Genomic DNA, 16,590 nt, shown 5'->3' on the forward strand with positions numbered 1-16,590 from the left:
AATTGCATAAGTGTACGGTTTATGCTACATTTATAAAAATAACGTGCTACGAATACAACTTAAAAACAGTACACACGTAAGTTTTTATAATTTTGCCCATTAATACTTTATGAATTTTTCCGATTATATTATTGCTGCTTTTATTTTACTTGGTGCTGTCATTATGTTTCTAAGTACACAGTATACCAAAAAAATATTTGACACACTTCCCAATAGTGAATTACAAGGTAATTGGAAAAAACTACGAGTATTAATGTTTGTCTTTTTGGTAGGATATCTAGCTGTTGCTACCGTAGTAATTTTGGGACAAACTTCATTGTTAGCATTTTTAGCAGGCATCATCTTTTTTATGGGTTCATTATTTGTATTCATAGTAGTTCGCACAGGTTTGGATAGTTTTCTAAAGTTGAAGGAACTATATCAAAATTTAGACGATACCGAATTAAAAAATAAAGAATTGGAACAGTTTGCCTACATTACTTCTCACGATTTAAAAACACCACTTCGCGGCATTTCAAGTTTGGCTTCCTTTATTAAAGAAGATTTGGAAGCGGGTGAAACCGAAGATGTGCAAGCACATATAGAAACCATGCAAGATCGTGTGATGCGCCTAGAAAGTTTGATTGATGGAATTTTACAATATTCTAAAATTGGAAAAATAGTCCCTACTACTGTTGATTTCGAAGCTATAGTACTAGAAGAGTTTACAAATTATAAGGACCTACCGAATGTTTCGTTTGCTACTCATGGAGAATTTCCTGTGGTCATGGGTGATCGTTTGCAATTGTCACAAGTGGTAGCCAATCTCATCAGTAATGCTATTAAATACAACGACAAAGACCATTGTAAAATTACAGTGTCTAGTATAGAAAAAACAAAATTTCATAAAATTATCTTTGAAGATAATGGTCCAGGCATTGATCCAAAATACCAGCAAAAGATTTTTGAAGTATTTCAAACGCTACAAGAAAAAGACAGTTACAATAGTACCGGACTAGGACTTGCCATTGTAAAAAAAATCATTGAAAAACACCAAGGAAAAATAGATGTTGAATCTGATGGAAAACTAGGAACGCAGTTTATTATTAAATATCCAAAGGAATTGAAACGATAAAAAAGATTTAAGATAGCTTTAATATCTCCTTTTTTAAATAAAACCAACATCAACGTTAGATTTATACTCACTCCACCAAATACATCACACCTTCTCCGGGTAACCAACGATTATAGGTATATTTTTCAATCACTTTTTGATTTTTGTTGGGCTTAAACACTAAGGTATATACAGGTATAACTTGTTCCCACCATTTGTTTTGATCTTCCGAGAAGAAATTCCACGTAACGTATTCTACGCCGCCTTGTATTTGATTTTTTGGCACCGTTTCCGTGAGTTCGTTTAAAACTTGCCAACGTACCCGATTCCACGCTAAATGATCGTGCACCGCACTAATAGAAAACCACGCTAAAATTCCTAAGAAACCATAACTTACATATTTCGACCAACGCTTTGGAAGTAGTTGCAAGTTTGTTCCCAAGAAAATAATCGAAATTGGAAGTAATGGTAATAAATAGCGATCATACACACCAACAATTAAAAACGGTGTTAAGTAGACGACAAAGAACACAAATGAGAGAACTACTAGCGAATCTATTTTTTCTTTCTTAAAAACACTTACTATAATTCTACGAATCTGAAAAATGAACGTAACGCTTGAAATAATTCCAATGCATGTAATGACTTGCCAAAACCAATATGGCGCCGTCGGATCGGGACTTTGCGTAAAGTTACCCGCATGATCGTGTAACGTCGTTGGTCCGACACCAAAATCGATCCAAATATTGTCTAAACTTGGCAATACTTTTCCAAGTTTCATCAAATATAACGTCACGCCAACAGTCCACAGAATTGTCCAAATCATATAGCCTTTGAATTGATAACGACGCATATATAAGAGATGAATTGGCAACAAAAACAATCCTAAATACGTCAAGCTTTCAAACAGATAGGAAAAAATAATGACAAGCAGTCCTTTTCGTAGGTTTTTGATATTGTCAAGCAACAAATGAAATTTCGTATTGTATCGTTCTTGTAGCAAATCGTTCGATTCCATAATATACGAGAATACTAATGAAAAAAGCACCATTGCTAGCAAAGGAGCAATCGCTTTCAATAAGTTTCTCCAATTTCGCTGTTTTGTCAACAAAAACGTGATCATCCACACGAGTGGAAAAACCCACGCCAATTGCCGAATGGTGAATGCCCAATAACTAAAGAAGATTGCCCATAAAATCGGTTGCCATTGATCTGTTTTCAATGCTTTCGCAAAGAAATAAAATGTCCAAATTGTTAGACACATAAAAGGCACATCGGTCATAAATGAAAACGACAAGGATAAAAATATCGGATTTAGCATGCATAACAATACACCAATCCAGGTAAACCACCGTGAAATGTTAGTCAATTTACAGAGTTCGTATATACCAATACTTGTAGCAAAACCCATTACCAATGTAGACCAACGCAACACCGTAAAAGAAAAACCGAAAATTTCTGTGAATAATGCGCCCCAATACACATGTCCAACCAAGGTCATTTCTCCCCAATTGTAAAGTTTTAGATAACCTTCTTCCGTAAGGGTTTTGACTGATTTGCCATAACACCAATCGTCGTTCAATGGAAAATCACCTATCGGATTGATTATTACAATCAACAGTAACCACAAAAAAAGCAATGCTAGATAATCTTTATATTTATAAAAAAATGCGCTCATTTGCCCTTGTAATAGGTAAAGTACGACTGAATTTCTTTTTTAGCGAAGGCATTTCCTGACTCACTCCAATGCCCGTCACACGGTAAAAATAATGCTTGGTATTCTTCTTCTTTAAAACGATTTGTTTTTGGTAATAAGTCTAAATATGCAATGTTTGCACTGTCGCAAAACGCTTTTAATTGTTTACCCAACGGATTTTCCCCATGTTGGCGATAGGCTTTGATTTCTTTTTCTATTGGAATGCTATACACCATTACCGGTCGATTGCCTGCCAAGCATTTAATTTCTTCCAATGCATATTTCATACGATCAAATTGCGCTTGCGTATAATTAAAATAACTTGGCACTTTTGAAGTATCCAATAATTCGTCTTCAGGAATCGCTTTGACACGTTGCATGACCTTTAAATAGCGATACATATTGTAAGAATATGTGAAATTTTTAAGCAATTTGTGAATGAAACGTTGCTTAGTTGGTTGTGCTTTAGAATCTTCTCTATTTTTAGTATGATATACCATTTCGTAGTCAGGATACGTTCCTTTTAAAAATGGCTTGTAGCGATCTCCTCCAACGTGTAACGCAATATCATAATCATCATCAATAAAATCGTTAGAAGGTAAAACACCTATCAAAACCGCATCATGCGCATAGTTTTGCGCGAAGGTTTTATATAGCATCATATACTGAATCGGACCAAAATTTCCCGCCAAGCCAAAGTTTAAATGTGGAATTTGAGTGTTAGTTTCCAACAAGTTCGTTAATCGATTATTGGCTAATACGCCGATACCTTCTGTAAACGAATCGCCCAAAGCAATGACACGCTTTGGAGAAGATTCTATGGTACGCTCTACATCTCGAAACCCTTTTGAATTAGTTTTATATACGACATCAAAACAGTATTTTTTCTGACGATATTCGTCATTTGGCAAGTGCAGTGTTCCAAAATCATCATTCAAATCAAACCAAAAGTTTTGTGTGTTTTGAAATGTATAGGTTGGCAATTCAATCTTGATTTCTGCGGCACGAATATAAATCGCCAATACAATTTCAAGCAACACAAACGTAATCCCAAAAATGATTATTAAGTTTTTAAGCGGTTTTATAAGGTATTTTTTAAACAAGCTTCTTTAGTTGGTTGATGGTTGATAAAAACAAATATAACATGTATGTGGAAAGATTTTCATAGAATTAAAAAAATATCAACAAACAATTGTAAATAATGAATTTGGATTGGGTTCATTTTAAGTAAAGACAAAAGTAACAGTATTTAAAATCTATATTTTGACATACATTTTCCATTAAGATTTGTAGTTTTACACTTTCGTACGAAAATAGCTATGAGCATTGCCACACTAAAAAAGATTAATAAACGCGTACTACCAAATAAGTACTTTTTTGCTCCCGAATGGATGATTCTGGGTGTAAATAATGTATGCAATCTACATTGCAAGATGTGCGATGTGGGAACAAAGAATTTGGAAACGAATTTTGCTCAAAATCTCGTGGGAACACGTCCTTTGCACATGCCGTTAGAATTGATTGAGAAGATTATTGATCAAATGGCGCGTTTTTATCCGACTTCAAAATTAGGCTATGCGTTTACCGAACCTTTAGTGTATAAACACTTGGAAGCGTCGTTGGCGTATGCTAAACAGAAAAATATTCACACATCTGTCACTACAAATGCATTAACACTAAAGCAGAAAGCTAAAATTGTAGCAAATAGTGATGTATTTATTTCGTTAGATGGTCCACAAGATATTCACAACGAAATTCGTGGACATAAAAAGTCATTTCAAAAAGCCATTGAAGGTATTGAAGAAGTGTTATTGATTAACCCAAAAGCAACGATTGGTGTTTTTTGTGTAATCACAGAGTGGAATATTGGTCATTTAGTGGAATTTTTGGAGTTTTTTAAAGATTATCCGTTACAACAGATTGGGTTTATGCATTCCAACTTCACGGAACAACGTATTGCCGATATGCACAATGAAATTTGGGCACATTCGTATCCAGCAACTGCCTCTAACGTAGATGAAGTCAATATTGACAATTTTGATCTAGATACTTTGTGGGAAGAAATTGTAGAAATAAAATCCAAAACATATACATTTCCTGTGAGCTTTTCCCCAGAAATTGCTTCTAAGCAAAAGTTGTATGAATTTTATCATCAACCTGAAAAGAGGATTGGAAAAATGTGTAATGACATTTTTACTAATATTATGATTAAATCTGACGGAAGTGTAATTCCTGCACATGGAAGATGCTACAATTTACAATTGGGGAATTTGTATGAAGAAAACTTAAAACAAATTTGGAATGGTCGAGTATTGGCTAAATTCCGTACAGACTTAGCTAAAAATGGTGGTTTACTACCTGCTTGTAGTCGTTGTTGCAGTGCTTTTTAAGCAAATAAATATGGACAGTTAGTTAATAGAATTCATGGGAAACAAAATCATCATATTCAATCCACGAAGTGCCAATGCAAAACATCGCATTCCAAATACTATTATTCAAGTAGGCGCAGCAATTCACGGAAAATATGACTATGTTTTTGTGGATGGAAATATGGAAAAAGACCCTTGGGTAACAATTTCCAATTATTTTGCCACAGGTGAGTTTAAATATTTCTGTTTAACTGTGATGCCTGGACCACAATTGAAACAAGCAATTCCCTACACAAAAAAAATCAAAGAATTATATCCAGACTCAATCAATATTTGGGGAGGTTATTTTGCATCCAATCAATACAAAGTGTGTTTAAATTCCGGCTATGTAGATTATATCATCAATGGTCCTGGTGACAATACGTTTCCTCAATTACTAGATGTGTTGGAAGGAAAAAGTGATGAAAAATTGTCCTTGATTCGCAATTTAATCTTCAAAGATGAAAATGGTAAAATCGTACAAACGGTCAAAGAAGCCTTGCTTGATCAAGATGCCTTGCCTGCCTATCCGTATGAATATTTCAATACTTTTTATCCACTAGAACGATATTTAGCAAAAACATTTATGGGGCAAAAAACCTTTGCGTATCATTCTAGTATGGGATGCCCTTTTAGTTGTTCTTTTTGTGCTGTTGTTCCAATTTATAATGCCCGTTGGAAAGCAAAATCGGCTGCAAATGTGTATCAAGACATCAAATATTTTAAAGATACGTACGGAATTGATGCTGTAGAATTTCATGATAATAACTTTTTTACCTCTAAAAAGCGTGTTATAGAATTTTCTGAGTTAATGATCAACGAGAATATTCAATGGTGGGGCGAAGGGCGAATTGACACCATCAACAAATATTCGGATGAAGAATTACATTACATGCGAAAAGCAGGTTGTAGAATGATTTTTTTAGGCGCTGAGACCGGAAACGACGAAGTGTTGAAACAAATGAATAAAGGAGGTACACAATCAGGTCAAATGATTAAGGATTTTGTACTACGCATGAAAAAAGTAGATATTATTCCCGAGTTATCTTTTGTATTAGGCTTACCAGGAAAAAATGAGCAAAAGGTCTACGAGCAAATTTTGTGGGATATCAACTTTATTCGAGAAATTAAAAACATTAATCCCTACGCAGAGATTATTATTTATTTGTACAGCCCTGTACCAACAGAAGGCTCCGAATTATATCAACAAATTATTGATGCTGGATTTTCATTTCCTACCAAATTAGAAGAGTGGATTGAGCCAAGTTGGGAAAAGTTCGATTTACGAAAAAATCCGTTAACGCCTTGGTTAAAACCGTATATGATTGATAAGATTCAAAATTTTGAAACTGTATTAAACGGTTATTATCCGACCGCTTCTGATTTTCGGATTAAAGGGTATAAAAAATGGTTACTCAAAATGGCCTCTGGTTACCGATTCAAATATGGATGGTACAAATTTCCATACGAAATCAAAGTCATGCATAAAATCTGGAAATACCGTCAACCTGAAATAGAAGGTTTTTATTCAGAATAATCCGCTAGAACATGCTTAAAAAGTTAAAAAAAATCTTATTTCCTGTAGTGAAATTTGCCTTTGATACGTATCACTCCAAAGAACGAACTTTTACGTATGAAGATATTACAGTAGAGATTAGCTCTGAAGTATTTCCTCCGCATTTTACCATTAGCACCAAAATCTTACTCAACTATATAAAACCTTTAAATCTGTTAGGCAAAAAAGTACTTGAATTAGGTTGTGGATCAGGGATTATTTCATTGTATGCTGCCTCTAAAGGAGCAAATGTAACAGCTACTGATATTAATCAAATTGCAATTAGAGCACTAAAAGAAGCTTCTAAAAAGAATGAAATTCCTGTGAAGGTGGTCTATTCAAATCTGTTTGAAAATATTTCTGAGGAAACCTTTGATTATGTGATTATCAATCCGCCATACTATCCAAAAACACCACAGAATGATAAAGAACGAGCATGGTTTTGCGGAGAAGATTTTGAGTATTTCAAAAATTTATTTGCACAACTTTCCAATCATTTGGCCATAAATACATGGATGATTCTTTCGGAAGATTGCGAAATTGAACACATCAAGCAATTGGCTAGCAATGAGCAACTTCATATGGAGTTAATCTTTGAAAAAAGTGTTGTAAAAGAGAAAAACTATATCTTTAGCATTCAAAAACTGTCTTAACATTGCAAACAGCTACACGAAATATATTGCTTGATATTTTAAAAGTTATCGCAGCGACATTAGTTATTTCAACACATTGTAGAGTTCTGTTAGATTATAATCAGTTTGCCTACCACATTACGAACAATCATTTTTTTAGAATTACAATCCCTTTCTTTTTTTGCATCAACGGCTTCTATTTATACACTGTTTTTCAAAAAAAAAACATTCGCGCTTGGATTAAACGGGTAGGAATTTTGTATATCATTTGGATGTTAATCTTTAGTTATTTTTGGATTACACCTGTATTAGAGCAACCGTTAAAAATCATTTCGACATTTTTCTTCGGATTTACCCATTTATGGTATTTGGCAGCACTTTTTTTGGGTGGACTGTTATTGTATGTGTTTCGAAAATACTCAAATACTTTTTTGCTTACTTCAGCATTCATATTGTATTTTATAGGATTTACGATACAAACATTGAGCAATTACAACACAATTACAGAACCTTTGCTATTGGTCAAATTGATTAATTACTCCCCAATATATCGCAATTTTCTATTCTTTGGATTTCCATTTTTAAGTATAGGATACGTCATACATCGCAGCAAATTTCACTTAAAAATTAAAAAATCTGTTGTCCTATTACTTTTAATCTGTAGTTTTTTATTGCTACTATTGGAAGGCTTTTTGAGTTATAATATTTATACAGAGGGAACTTTTAATATGAGTGCTTCTTTCTTGTTTATTGGTCCTATTTTATTGATTACTGCCTTTACATTTACTGTAAAATCAAATATAAACAGCAAAAAGTTATCTAACTTTGCCATCGCATTATATTTGGTACATCCATTAATTTTAGTATTGATATATCATTTTTTTACGTTAGATTCGGCATTGCTAACAGTAATAACCGTATTGTTATCTGGAATTGCCAGTTATCTTTTGATAATACTCAACAAAAAAGTAACGTATATTTTATAAATCATCACAGTCGTGAAACGCAAACTCAAATTCGCTTTTATTCTTTTTAGAAATGTATTAATCATTTTTTTATTGTTAGAAATTGGATTGGGCATTTTTTATCATTACCATGACAAAAGCGGGATTGACAATAATACCGAACGTATCATTGCTTCTGGCGTATATGAAAATCTGGAAGATGAAGAAATCAAGATCATTCACCGCGAATTACGCGAACAAGATATGATTTGGGAACCGTATTTACATTACCGTTTCAAACCGATGAGTGGCAAACACAATACCATTTACAAAAACGGGTTACGCAAAACAGCAAACCCTTCTTTGAAAGATTCTGCCACTGCGATTAAAATATTTTGTTTTGGCGGCTCAACGATGTATAGTTCGGGAGCACGTGACGAATACACAATTCCTTCAGAGCTATCTAAATTGATTCATCAAAAATTTCCAGAACAGAATGTAGAAGTTACCAATTTTGGCTGCCACGGATACACGCGTGCTACAGAAAATATTCAGTTACAGCGAGAATTGATAAAAAAGAACATTCCAGATATTGTCATTTTTTATGATGGCGTTAATGAAATTATCTCTGCACATCAAAATAATGAAGCAGGATCACCTACCAATGCCTACAATAGAAAACGAGAGTTTAAAATTGCTCACAGTTATAAAAAAAGACTAAAATTAGTTATGACTTCTAGCAATTTATACCGGTTTATAACTACTTTACAGCGTAAACTATTTTCTGGTAATGCATACATACAACTTGAAGCTCGCTCTGATGCTTTGGCAACAGATATTGCCAACAATTATATCGGTTTAGTGCAAATTTCGAAAAGTATGGAACAGGCATATGGCTTTAAAGTTTTCAATTTTTTACAACCCAATATTTATTCCAAGAAAAATTTAACCGAAGCCGAACAAAATTATTATAAAGAGCAAGAGTATTATAAAAACTTGTATACCTTATCTTATAATCAGGTTCGTTTAGATTCCTTGATGATAAAAGATACTACTTTTGTTGACATAAGCGATGTTTTTGACACTACCGAGAAAACTATCTATTTTGACTTTTGCCACACAGGAGAATTTGGAAACCAACTTGTTGCCAACAAAATATTTGAACACATACAACCACTTCTTACTGTAAAAAAAGAAACAAGTGTAACACAATCGGAGATTGAACAACAAACAGAAATAACTCAATAATTTCGAATATAAATATGGAACAACTTTTAACTTTAGACAGTCTTTTTACATTATTCATGCTTGTATTGCTCCAAGCAGTTCTAGGTTTTGACAACCTATTGTATATTTCACTAGAATCACAAAAAGCTCCTAAAGAAAAACAATCTTTTGTTCGTAAAATGGGAGTCGGTCTCGCAATCATTTTACGTATTGCCTTATTATTCATATTGGTAAAGTTAATCCAGTTTTTTCAAGAGCCTTTTTTATCTATGCATAGTAATTCATTTTTAGAATTTGACTTCAATGGGCATAGTATTATTGTGCTAGCAGGTGGCGTTTTTATCATTTATACCGCAGTAAAAGAAATTTGGCACATGATGCTCATGAAAGAACATGCGCAAACGGAAGATGCTAAAAGTAAAAAATCTGTCAACAGTGTCATTACTTGGATTGTAATCATGAATTTGGTGTTTTCGTTCGATTCGATTTTAAGCGCCATGGCATTGACTAGTGATATGGATCCGACTCCACAATTGATTCTTATGACTATTGCGATTGTTTTAGGAGGGCTGTTAATGATTGTTATGGCTGATAGAGTGTCTAATTTTTTGCAGAAAAACAAAATGTACGAAGTCCTTGGGTTATTTATCCTTTTTATCGTAGGAATTATGTTATTGTCAGAAGGAGGTCATTTGGCTCATTTACAACTTTTTGGAAATCATGTTACGCCAATGAGCAAAACCACATTTTATTTTGTGATTATTACACTTGTGTTAATAGATATTGTTCAAGGTCGTTACCAAAAGAATTTATTAGCCAAAAAAGAAGCTATGGAAAAAGCCGCAGAGAAAAACGAAGCGTCCTAAAACAACAACGTGCTTTTTTCATAAAAGCACACGACAATTATACCATCAATTTAGTTTGAGCTCTGATTGTAAAAAATCACTCAATACCACATTGCCATTGTTAGTAATATGTGTGTCATTTGCAAAATACAAGCGGTTTTCTACCGTATCATTTGCTTGAAAAACAGATAAAGGATTTAAAAGGATTACATTAGTGTATACTTTTAAATCCTTTTTTGCTTGTACAATAAATGGATACTCCTGCTGCAGAATACTGACTTTATTTTCAAAAGAAGCACCTAGTTGGCATAAATTATCAACGTAATACTCATTTACTTGTGCACAATGTGGAATCCACACCATATATATAGGAATTTCTTTAGGAACTCGTTCCACAAAAGTGTGTATATGTGTTAGCCATGTTCGATATCGTTCTGCAAAATCTTTTTTCAACTTCACCGTGTTCTGTATATACGAAGTGTCATATTTTAAAAATCGTTTCGTACGTTGATCGTAATAAGCAGGTTTAAACTCGTTAGTTGACATTGTTGTAGTTCTACTATTTACATGTGCGCTAAAAATAGTGGCTTTATGATTTAAGTAAGATAAACTCAAAAAATGATCGGATGCTTCCCAATAGACGTTTCGTGCAAAGGAAAATTTTTCCCAACTCCATAAATGATCTACATCAATAAGATCATTCCCTACATAAATTTGGTAAATAATTGCTTTTGGTTGGTATTGTTCAATTTTATCTTCTGCAAACGTATTGACTTGACGAATACCAATACCAGGTACGCTAACGTTCATAAAAGAAAGTGAAGGATTCTTTTTTCTCAATTTTTCAATATAATTGATTTCTTTTCCTGTTGCTGAAAACGAATCGCCAAATACTAAAAAATCAACTGAAGTTTTTGCCAACGTACTTTCATCATTAAGCGCATTAACCTCCGTTCTATAAAAATCAATTACAGAATTTCGATACAATATCTCAAACAATAGTAAAGTGATTATGACTATAATACTAGTGTTAACAATAAACTTTCTTAATTTGAACAAAAATTTCACACGCATAAACTTTCGTTAAAGATAGTAGGAAAAATACGTTTTCAATAAGGAATCATATAGGTTTTCCTCAAAAAAAATTACAAAAAACACCTCTTTAAGTTCCTCCACAAGAATTGTTCCTTACCAATCCTCAAGACTAAAGACAATTTCGATCAAATCGATACTAAAAAATAGAAAAATAAGTAGATGAAAACCAATACATTTAACTATTTTAAGGATTCTCGCCAATGTATTTGTTATATAAAGAATAAATCTTACCTTTGCAAACTCTTTTTAAGAGATAGGAATGTTTAATTATTAAAAAAAATTAGTGTGGATACATTAAGCTACAAAACAATTTCAGCAAACAAAGCAACTGCAGATAAGCAGTGGGTTTTGGTTGATGCTGAAGGACAGACGCTAGGGCGTATGGCTTCTAAGGTAGCAAAATTACTTAGAGGTAAGTACAAGCCTAGCTTTACACCACATGCTGATTGCGGAGATAACGTTATTATTATCAACGCTGAAAAAATCAACTTAACTGGAAACAAGTGGACTGACAAAACATATGTTCGTCACACAGGATACCCAGGTGGTCAAAGAACACTTTCTGCTACAGAACTTTTTGCAAAAGATCCTGCAAAATTAGTAGAAAAATCAGTGAAAGGAATGTTACCAAAAAACAAATTAGGTAGCGCTTTATTCCGTAACCTAAAAGTGTACGCTGGTGCTGAGCACGGACAAGAAGCTCAAAAACCAACTACTATTAACTTAAATGATTTAAAGTAACATGGAAGTTATTCACAAAATTGGTCGTAGAAAGACCGCTGTTGCACGTGTATATGTTACTCCAGGAAATGGAAGCATTACCGTAAACAAAAAAGCATTTGAAACGTATTTCCCTACACCAACATTACAATACAAAGTAAAACAACCATTTACATTAACTGAAACGGTTGACAATTACGATGTAAACGTAAATGTATACGGTGGTGGACCAACTGGACAAGCTGAAGCGGTGCGTTTAGCAATTTCAAGAGCTCTTTGCGAAATCGATGCAGAAAACAGATCTGTATTAAAACCAGAAGGATTGTTAACTAGAGATCCTAGAATGGTTGAACGTAAGAAATTCGGACAGAAGAAAGCTCGTAAGAAATTCCAGTTCTCTAAACGTTAATTTTTGGTCGTTTTTCAAAAAAACGTACTGTTCATTTATTATTGAAATTAAAATCATGTTGTCGTTGTTTCGCTTATGCGGAAATTAGTTTAGCATCTAAATAGGTAAGACCAACAAAAAAAGCGTTGCTACTTACGTATTGCTAATTCAACGGAACGTAAACTATTAACAAAATGGCAAATAACATAGAAGTAAAAGAATTACTTGATGCAGGTGTACACTTTGGACACTTGACAAGAAAGTGGGATCCAAATATGGCACCATATATCTATATGGAGCGTAACGGAATCCATATCATCAACTTATATAAAACTGCTGCTAAAATCAATGAAGCGAATGAAGCTTTAAAGAAAATTGCAGCTTCTGGTAGAAAAATACTTTTCGTTGCTACCAAAAAACAAGCTAAAGACATTGTTGCTGAAAAAGCAGGGAAAGCTAACATGCCTTACATCACTGAAAGATGGCCAGGTGGAATGTTAACTAACTTTGTAACGATTAGAAAAGCCGTGAAAAAAATGGCTTCTATTGATAGAATGAAGAAAGATGGAACGTTCATGACTTTATCGAAAAAAGAACGTTTACAAGTAGATCGTTTACGAGCAAAATTAGAAAAGAACTTAGGTTCTATTTCTGATATGACACGTCTTCCAGGTGCATTATTCGTTGTTGACATCAAGCGTGAACACATCGCGATTAAAGAAGCTCAAAAATTAAACATTCCAATTTTTGCAATGGTTGATACAAACTCTGACCCAAGAGAGGTAGATTATGTAATTCCAGCAAATGACGATGCTTCTAAATCAATCGAGAACATCTTAACTCACGTGACTGATGCTGTAATCGAAGGATTATCTGAGAGAAAAGCTGAAAAAGAAGCGAAAAAAGCGGAGAAAGAAGCTACTGCTCCAAAAGCAGAAGCAAAAAAAGAAGCTCCAGCAAACGAAGAAACAAAATAATTATTATTTAACGTTGATAGGTTCGTTCATCATATAAAGATGACTAGCTTTGCTACAAATTTTGACCACGTTGAACGAACTTACTAACATTAAAACAAACTAAAATGGCAAAAATTACAGCCGCAGAAGTAGGTAAATTAAGAAAAGCTACAGGCGCAGGAATGATGGACTGCAAAAAAGCACTAGTAGAAGCTGAAGGTGACTTCGATAAAGCAATTGACATTCTTCGTAAGAAAGGTCAAAAAGTTGCTGCTAAAAGAGCAGATCGTGAGTCTTCTGAAGGTGTAGCTGTTGCTAAAGTAAACGATGATAACACCGTAGGTGTTGCAATCGTTTTAGGATGTGAAACAGATTTCGTAGGTAAAAACGAAAGTTTTGTTGCCTTAGCAAAAGATTTCGCTGATTTAGCAATTGGATACAATACAAAAGAAGAATTCTTAGCTGCTGATTTTGGTGGAATTACTGTTGCTGAAAAATTAACTGAACAAACAGGTGTTATCGGTGAAAAAATCGATATCAATGCTTTCGAAAAAATCGAAGCTCCTTATGTTGGTTCTTATGTTCACATTAACAAAATTGCTGCTGTTGTAGGTTTATCTGAAAAAGTTGATAACGCTGAAGAATTAGCAAAAGACCTAGCTATGCAAATCGCTTCTATGGGAGCAACTACTTTATCTTACAAAGATTTCGATCCTGCATATGTTGCCTCTGAAACAGAAGCTAGAATTGCCGCTATCGAAAAAGATAACGAAGAACTAGAGCGTTTAGGTAAAACATTGAAAAATGTTCCTCAATACATCTCTATGTCTCAGTTGACTGAAGATATTCTTAAACAAGCAGAAGAAGATGCAAAAGCGGAGTTGAAAGCTGAAGGAAAACCAGAACAAATCTGGGATCGTATCTTACCAGGAAAAATGGAAAGATTCATTTCTGACAATACAACTTTAGATAAAGAGCAATGTTTGTTAGATCAAAACTTTATCAAAGACGAGAAGAAAACAGTTGCTGATTACGTAAAGACTTACGGAAATGTTGAAGTAACAGGATTCAAACGTGTATCTTTAGGATAAATAATATAACTCTAAGAGTTATATACAAAAAAAAGGTTCGTCAAATGACGAACCTTTTTGCTTTAAATCATAAACTTACATGATGTTAGTTTGTAGGAGATTGACAACCGTTTTCTGTACATGCTACACCTATACTTGTATCTCCACAAGTAACTCCTGATCCCCACGGATCTCCACCAGTACAATCTTTTTGAGTATCACAACAGAGATCGACAAAATTTTTACTAATTGTCAACACTAAAGAATCTCCAAAAGCACCTCCTTTTAAATTGGTAAGGTTAGAAATTTCAATTTTCCGTAATTGCAATTTTACTTTTTTTGTTTTCATACTAATTTGGTTTTAATGTTATGAATTGTTTTAGACCTAATACCTAAAACTCTTTATTAAGATAAGAAATTTTAAAAAAACCTACAAATCAACTATTAATGCATTCTTAAAACATTTCCATAGACTTGAATATTTTCTATATTTGCAAAACTCATCACAAGAAGCAATGCAATACAAAAGAATCTTATTAAAATTATCTGGCGAAGCACTCATGGGCGAGCGCCAATACGGAATTGATCCAAAACGCTTGGCAGAATATGCAGAAGAAATTAAAAAAGTAGTAGATTTAGGAATTCAAGTTGCCATTGTAATTGGTGGAGGAAATATTTTTAGAGGTGTTGCTGGAGCGAGTAACGGAATGGACCGAGTACAAGGTGACCATATGGGAATGCTAGCTACTGTAATTAACGGACTTGCTCTTCAAAGTGCATTAGAAGATGCCGATGTTCACACGCGTTTACTAACTGCTCTAGAAATTAAAGAAGTTGCAGAACCCTATATTAAAAGAAAAGCAATTCGACACCTAGAAAAGGGGCGCGTGGTAATTTTTGGAGCAGGTACCGGAAACCCTTATTTTACTACAGACTCTGCTGCCGTTTTACGTGCTATTGAAGTAAATGCTGATGTCATTTTGAAAGGAACACGTGTTGACGGAATTTACAATGAAGATCCAGAAAAAAATACAGAAGCAATCAAGTTTGACCACATTTCATTTGATGAAGTACTAAAACAAGGCTTAAAAGTGATGGACACTACAGCCTTTACTTTGAGTCAGGAAAATGAATTACCTATCATTGTTTTTGACATGAATACTAAAGGAAATTTGCTCAAAGTTGTTTCAGGAGAAAACATTGGAACCAAAGTTAATTTATAATATTTGGCTTAGTTTTTGATTTAAAGTTCCATAAAACAAAAAAATAGTATAATTTAGTAATGACATTACATACGGTATTTTTAACTGTATTCATTAATTAATAACAATATGAACGAAGACGTTACATTTATTATAGATACTACAAAAGAATCCATGGATAGTGCTATTGCACATTTAACTAAACAGTTACTTGGAATTAGAGCAGGGAAAGCCTCTCCTGCGATGCTATCAAGTGTAATGGTTGATTATTACGGCTCTCAAACACCATTGGCACAGGTAGCCAATGTCAATAGCACTGATGCACGTACTATTACCATTCAACCATGGGAAAAAAGCATGATTGGCGAGATTGAAAAAGGAATTCTAGTAGCAAATTTAGGATTCAACCCAATGAACAATGGCGAATCGGTTATTATCAATGTACCACCATTAACGGAAGAACGTCGTAGAGAATTGGTTAAACAATCCAAAGTAGAAGCGGAAGACGCTAAAGTAGGTGTTCGTAATGCACGTCAAGATGCAAACAAAGAAATCAAGAAATTAGACATCTCAGATGATGCTAAAAAGAATGCAGAAATAGACGTTCAAGCTCTTACTGATAAATACGTAAAAAAGATTGATGAAATCCTCGTTGTAAAAGAAAAAGAAATTATGACGGTGTAAACGTTAAACTTATAATAAACTAAAGAAAAGGCGGCCTTAGGTCGCTTTATTTTTTGTAACATTATGCAATAATAA

The 16,590-nt window shown here is 33.7% G+C and carries 17 protein-coding genes; 13 read left to right on the top strand and 4 right to left on the bottom strand.

Annotated features, from left to right (window positions below):
• Positions 1-109 precede the first annotated feature (109 nt).
• The gene (locus AA088_RS05595; protein WP_046743953.1) at positions 110-1,114 is read left to right on the top strand and encodes a sensor histidine kinase; all 1,005 of its coding nucleotides are present in this window, start codon (positions 110-112) and stop codon (positions 1,112-1,114) included.
• A gap of 67 nt (positions 1,115-1,181) precedes the next feature.
• Here the strand turns inward: AA088_RS05595 and AA088_RS05600 are convergent, their stop codons facing one another.
• Positions 1,182-2,771, bottom strand: coding sequence for a glycosyltransferase family 39 protein (locus AA088_RS05600; RefSeq protein ID WP_046743954.1), 1,590 nt, complete (start codon positions 2,769-2,771; stop codon positions 1,182-1,184).
• Positions 2,768-3,892, bottom strand: coding sequence for a hypothetical protein (locus tag AA088_RS05605; protein WP_046743955.1), 1,125 nt, complete (start codon positions 3,890-3,892; stop codon positions 2,768-2,770). The genes AA088_RS05600 and AA088_RS05605 overlap by 4 nt, the downstream gene beginning before the upstream one ends.
• A gap of 216 nt (positions 3,893-4,108) precedes the next feature.
• Between AA088_RS05605 and AA088_RS05610 the strand changes: the two genes are divergently transcribed.
• The 6 genes from AA088_RS05610 to AA088_RS05635 are packed head-to-tail and all read left to right on the top strand — an operon-like array spanning position 4,109 to position 10,421.
• Positions 4,109-5,179: a radical SAM protein gene (locus AA088_RS05610; RefSeq protein ID WP_046743956.1), complete on the top strand. Its 1,071-nt coding sequence runs from the start codon at positions 4,109-4,111 to the stop codon at positions 5,177-5,179.
• Between the two features lie 34 nt (positions 5,180-5,213).
• Entirely contained in the window at positions 5,214-6,734 is a 1,521-nt protein-coding gene (locus AA088_RS05615) for a B12-binding domain-containing radical SAM protein (protein WP_046743957.1), read from the top strand.
• Positions 6,735-6,745: 11 nt separating this feature from the next.
• Positions 6,746-7,405, top strand: a complete 660-nt coding sequence (locus tag AA088_RS05620) for a methyltransferase (protein ID WP_046743958.1) — start codon at positions 6,746-6,748, stop codon at positions 7,403-7,405.
• 2 nt (positions 7,406-7,407) lie between these two features.
• Positions 7,408-8,370, top strand: a complete 963-nt coding sequence (locus AA088_RS05625) for an acyltransferase family protein (RefSeq protein ID WP_046743959.1) — start codon at positions 7,408-7,410, stop codon at positions 8,368-8,370.
• 12 nt (positions 8,371-8,382) lie between these two features.
• Positions 8,383-9,576: an SGNH/GDSL hydrolase family protein gene (locus AA088_RS05630; RefSeq protein ID WP_046743960.1), complete on the top strand. Its 1,194-nt coding sequence runs from the start codon at positions 8,383-8,385 to the stop codon at positions 9,574-9,576.
• 14 nt (positions 9,577-9,590) lie between these two features.
• Positions 9,591-10,421: a TerC family protein gene (locus tag AA088_RS05635; protein ID WP_046743961.1), complete on the top strand. Its 831-nt coding sequence runs from the start codon at positions 9,591-9,593 to the stop codon at positions 10,419-10,421.
• A 45-nt stretch (positions 10,422-10,466) separates the two neighbouring features.
• On the opposite strand, the gene AA088_RS05640 is transcribed toward AA088_RS05635, so the two are convergent.
• A complete protein-coding gene (locus AA088_RS05640; RefSeq protein WP_156168420.1) occupies positions 10,467-11,399 on the bottom strand; it encodes a hypothetical protein in 933 nt (310 codons plus the stop codon).
• A gap of 381 nt (positions 11,400-11,780) precedes the next feature.
• On the opposite strand from AA088_RS05640, the gene rplM reads away from it, so the two are divergent.
• From rplM to tsf, 4 genes are all read left to right on the top strand, one after another.
• The gene (rplM, locus tag AA088_RS05645; RefSeq protein ID WP_046743963.1) at positions 11,781-12,236 is read left to right on the top strand and encodes a 50S ribosomal protein L13; all 456 of its coding nucleotides are present in this window, start codon (positions 11,781-11,783) and stop codon (positions 12,234-12,236) included.
• Between the two features lies 1 nt (position 12,237).
• Entirely contained in the window at positions 12,238-12,624 is a 387-nt protein-coding gene (gene rpsI, locus AA088_RS05650) for a 30S ribosomal protein S9 (RefSeq protein ID WP_046743964.1), read from the top strand.
• 173 nt (positions 12,625-12,797) lie between these two features.
• On the top strand, positions 12,798-13,580 hold the full coding sequence (gene rpsB / locus AA088_RS05655) for a 30S ribosomal protein S2 (RefSeq protein WP_046743965.1): 783 nt from the start codon (positions 12,798-12,800) through the stop codon (positions 13,578-13,580).
• A 104-nt stretch (positions 13,581-13,684) separates the two neighbouring features.
• The gene (gene tsf, locus AA088_RS05660; RefSeq protein ID WP_046743966.1) at positions 13,685-14,650 is read left to right on the top strand and encodes a translation elongation factor Ts; all 966 of its coding nucleotides are present in this window, start codon (positions 13,685-13,687) and stop codon (positions 14,648-14,650) included.
• Between the two features lie 85 nt (positions 14,651-14,735).
• On the opposite strand, the gene AA088_RS05665 is transcribed toward tsf, so the two are convergent.
• Entirely contained in the window at positions 14,736-14,978 is a 243-nt protein-coding gene (locus AA088_RS05665) for a hypothetical protein (protein WP_046743967.1), read from the bottom strand.
• 166 nt (positions 14,979-15,144) lie between these two features.
• Here AA088_RS05665 and pyrH point away from each other — a divergent pair, with 166 nt between their 5' ends.
• Together pyrH and frr are read left to right on the top strand one after the other, a co-directional pair.
• The gene (pyrH, locus tag AA088_RS05670; RefSeq protein ID WP_046743968.1) at positions 15,145-15,852 is read left to right on the top strand and encodes a UMP kinase; all 708 of its coding nucleotides are present in this window, start codon (positions 15,145-15,147) and stop codon (positions 15,850-15,852) included.
• Positions 15,853-15,960: 108 nt separating this feature from the next.
• Positions 15,961-16,515, top strand: a complete 555-nt coding sequence (gene frr / locus AA088_RS05675; RefSeq protein WP_046743969.1) for a ribosome recycling factor — start codon at positions 15,961-15,963, stop codon at positions 16,513-16,515.
• The last annotated feature ends 75 nt before the right edge of the window (positions 16,516-16,590 follow it).

It is taken from the genome of Kordia zhangzhouensis, from assembly GCF_001005305.1.
Classification (GTDB): Bacteria; Bacteroidota; Bacteroidia; order Flavobacteriales; family Flavobacteriaceae; genus Kordia; species Kordia zhangzhouensis.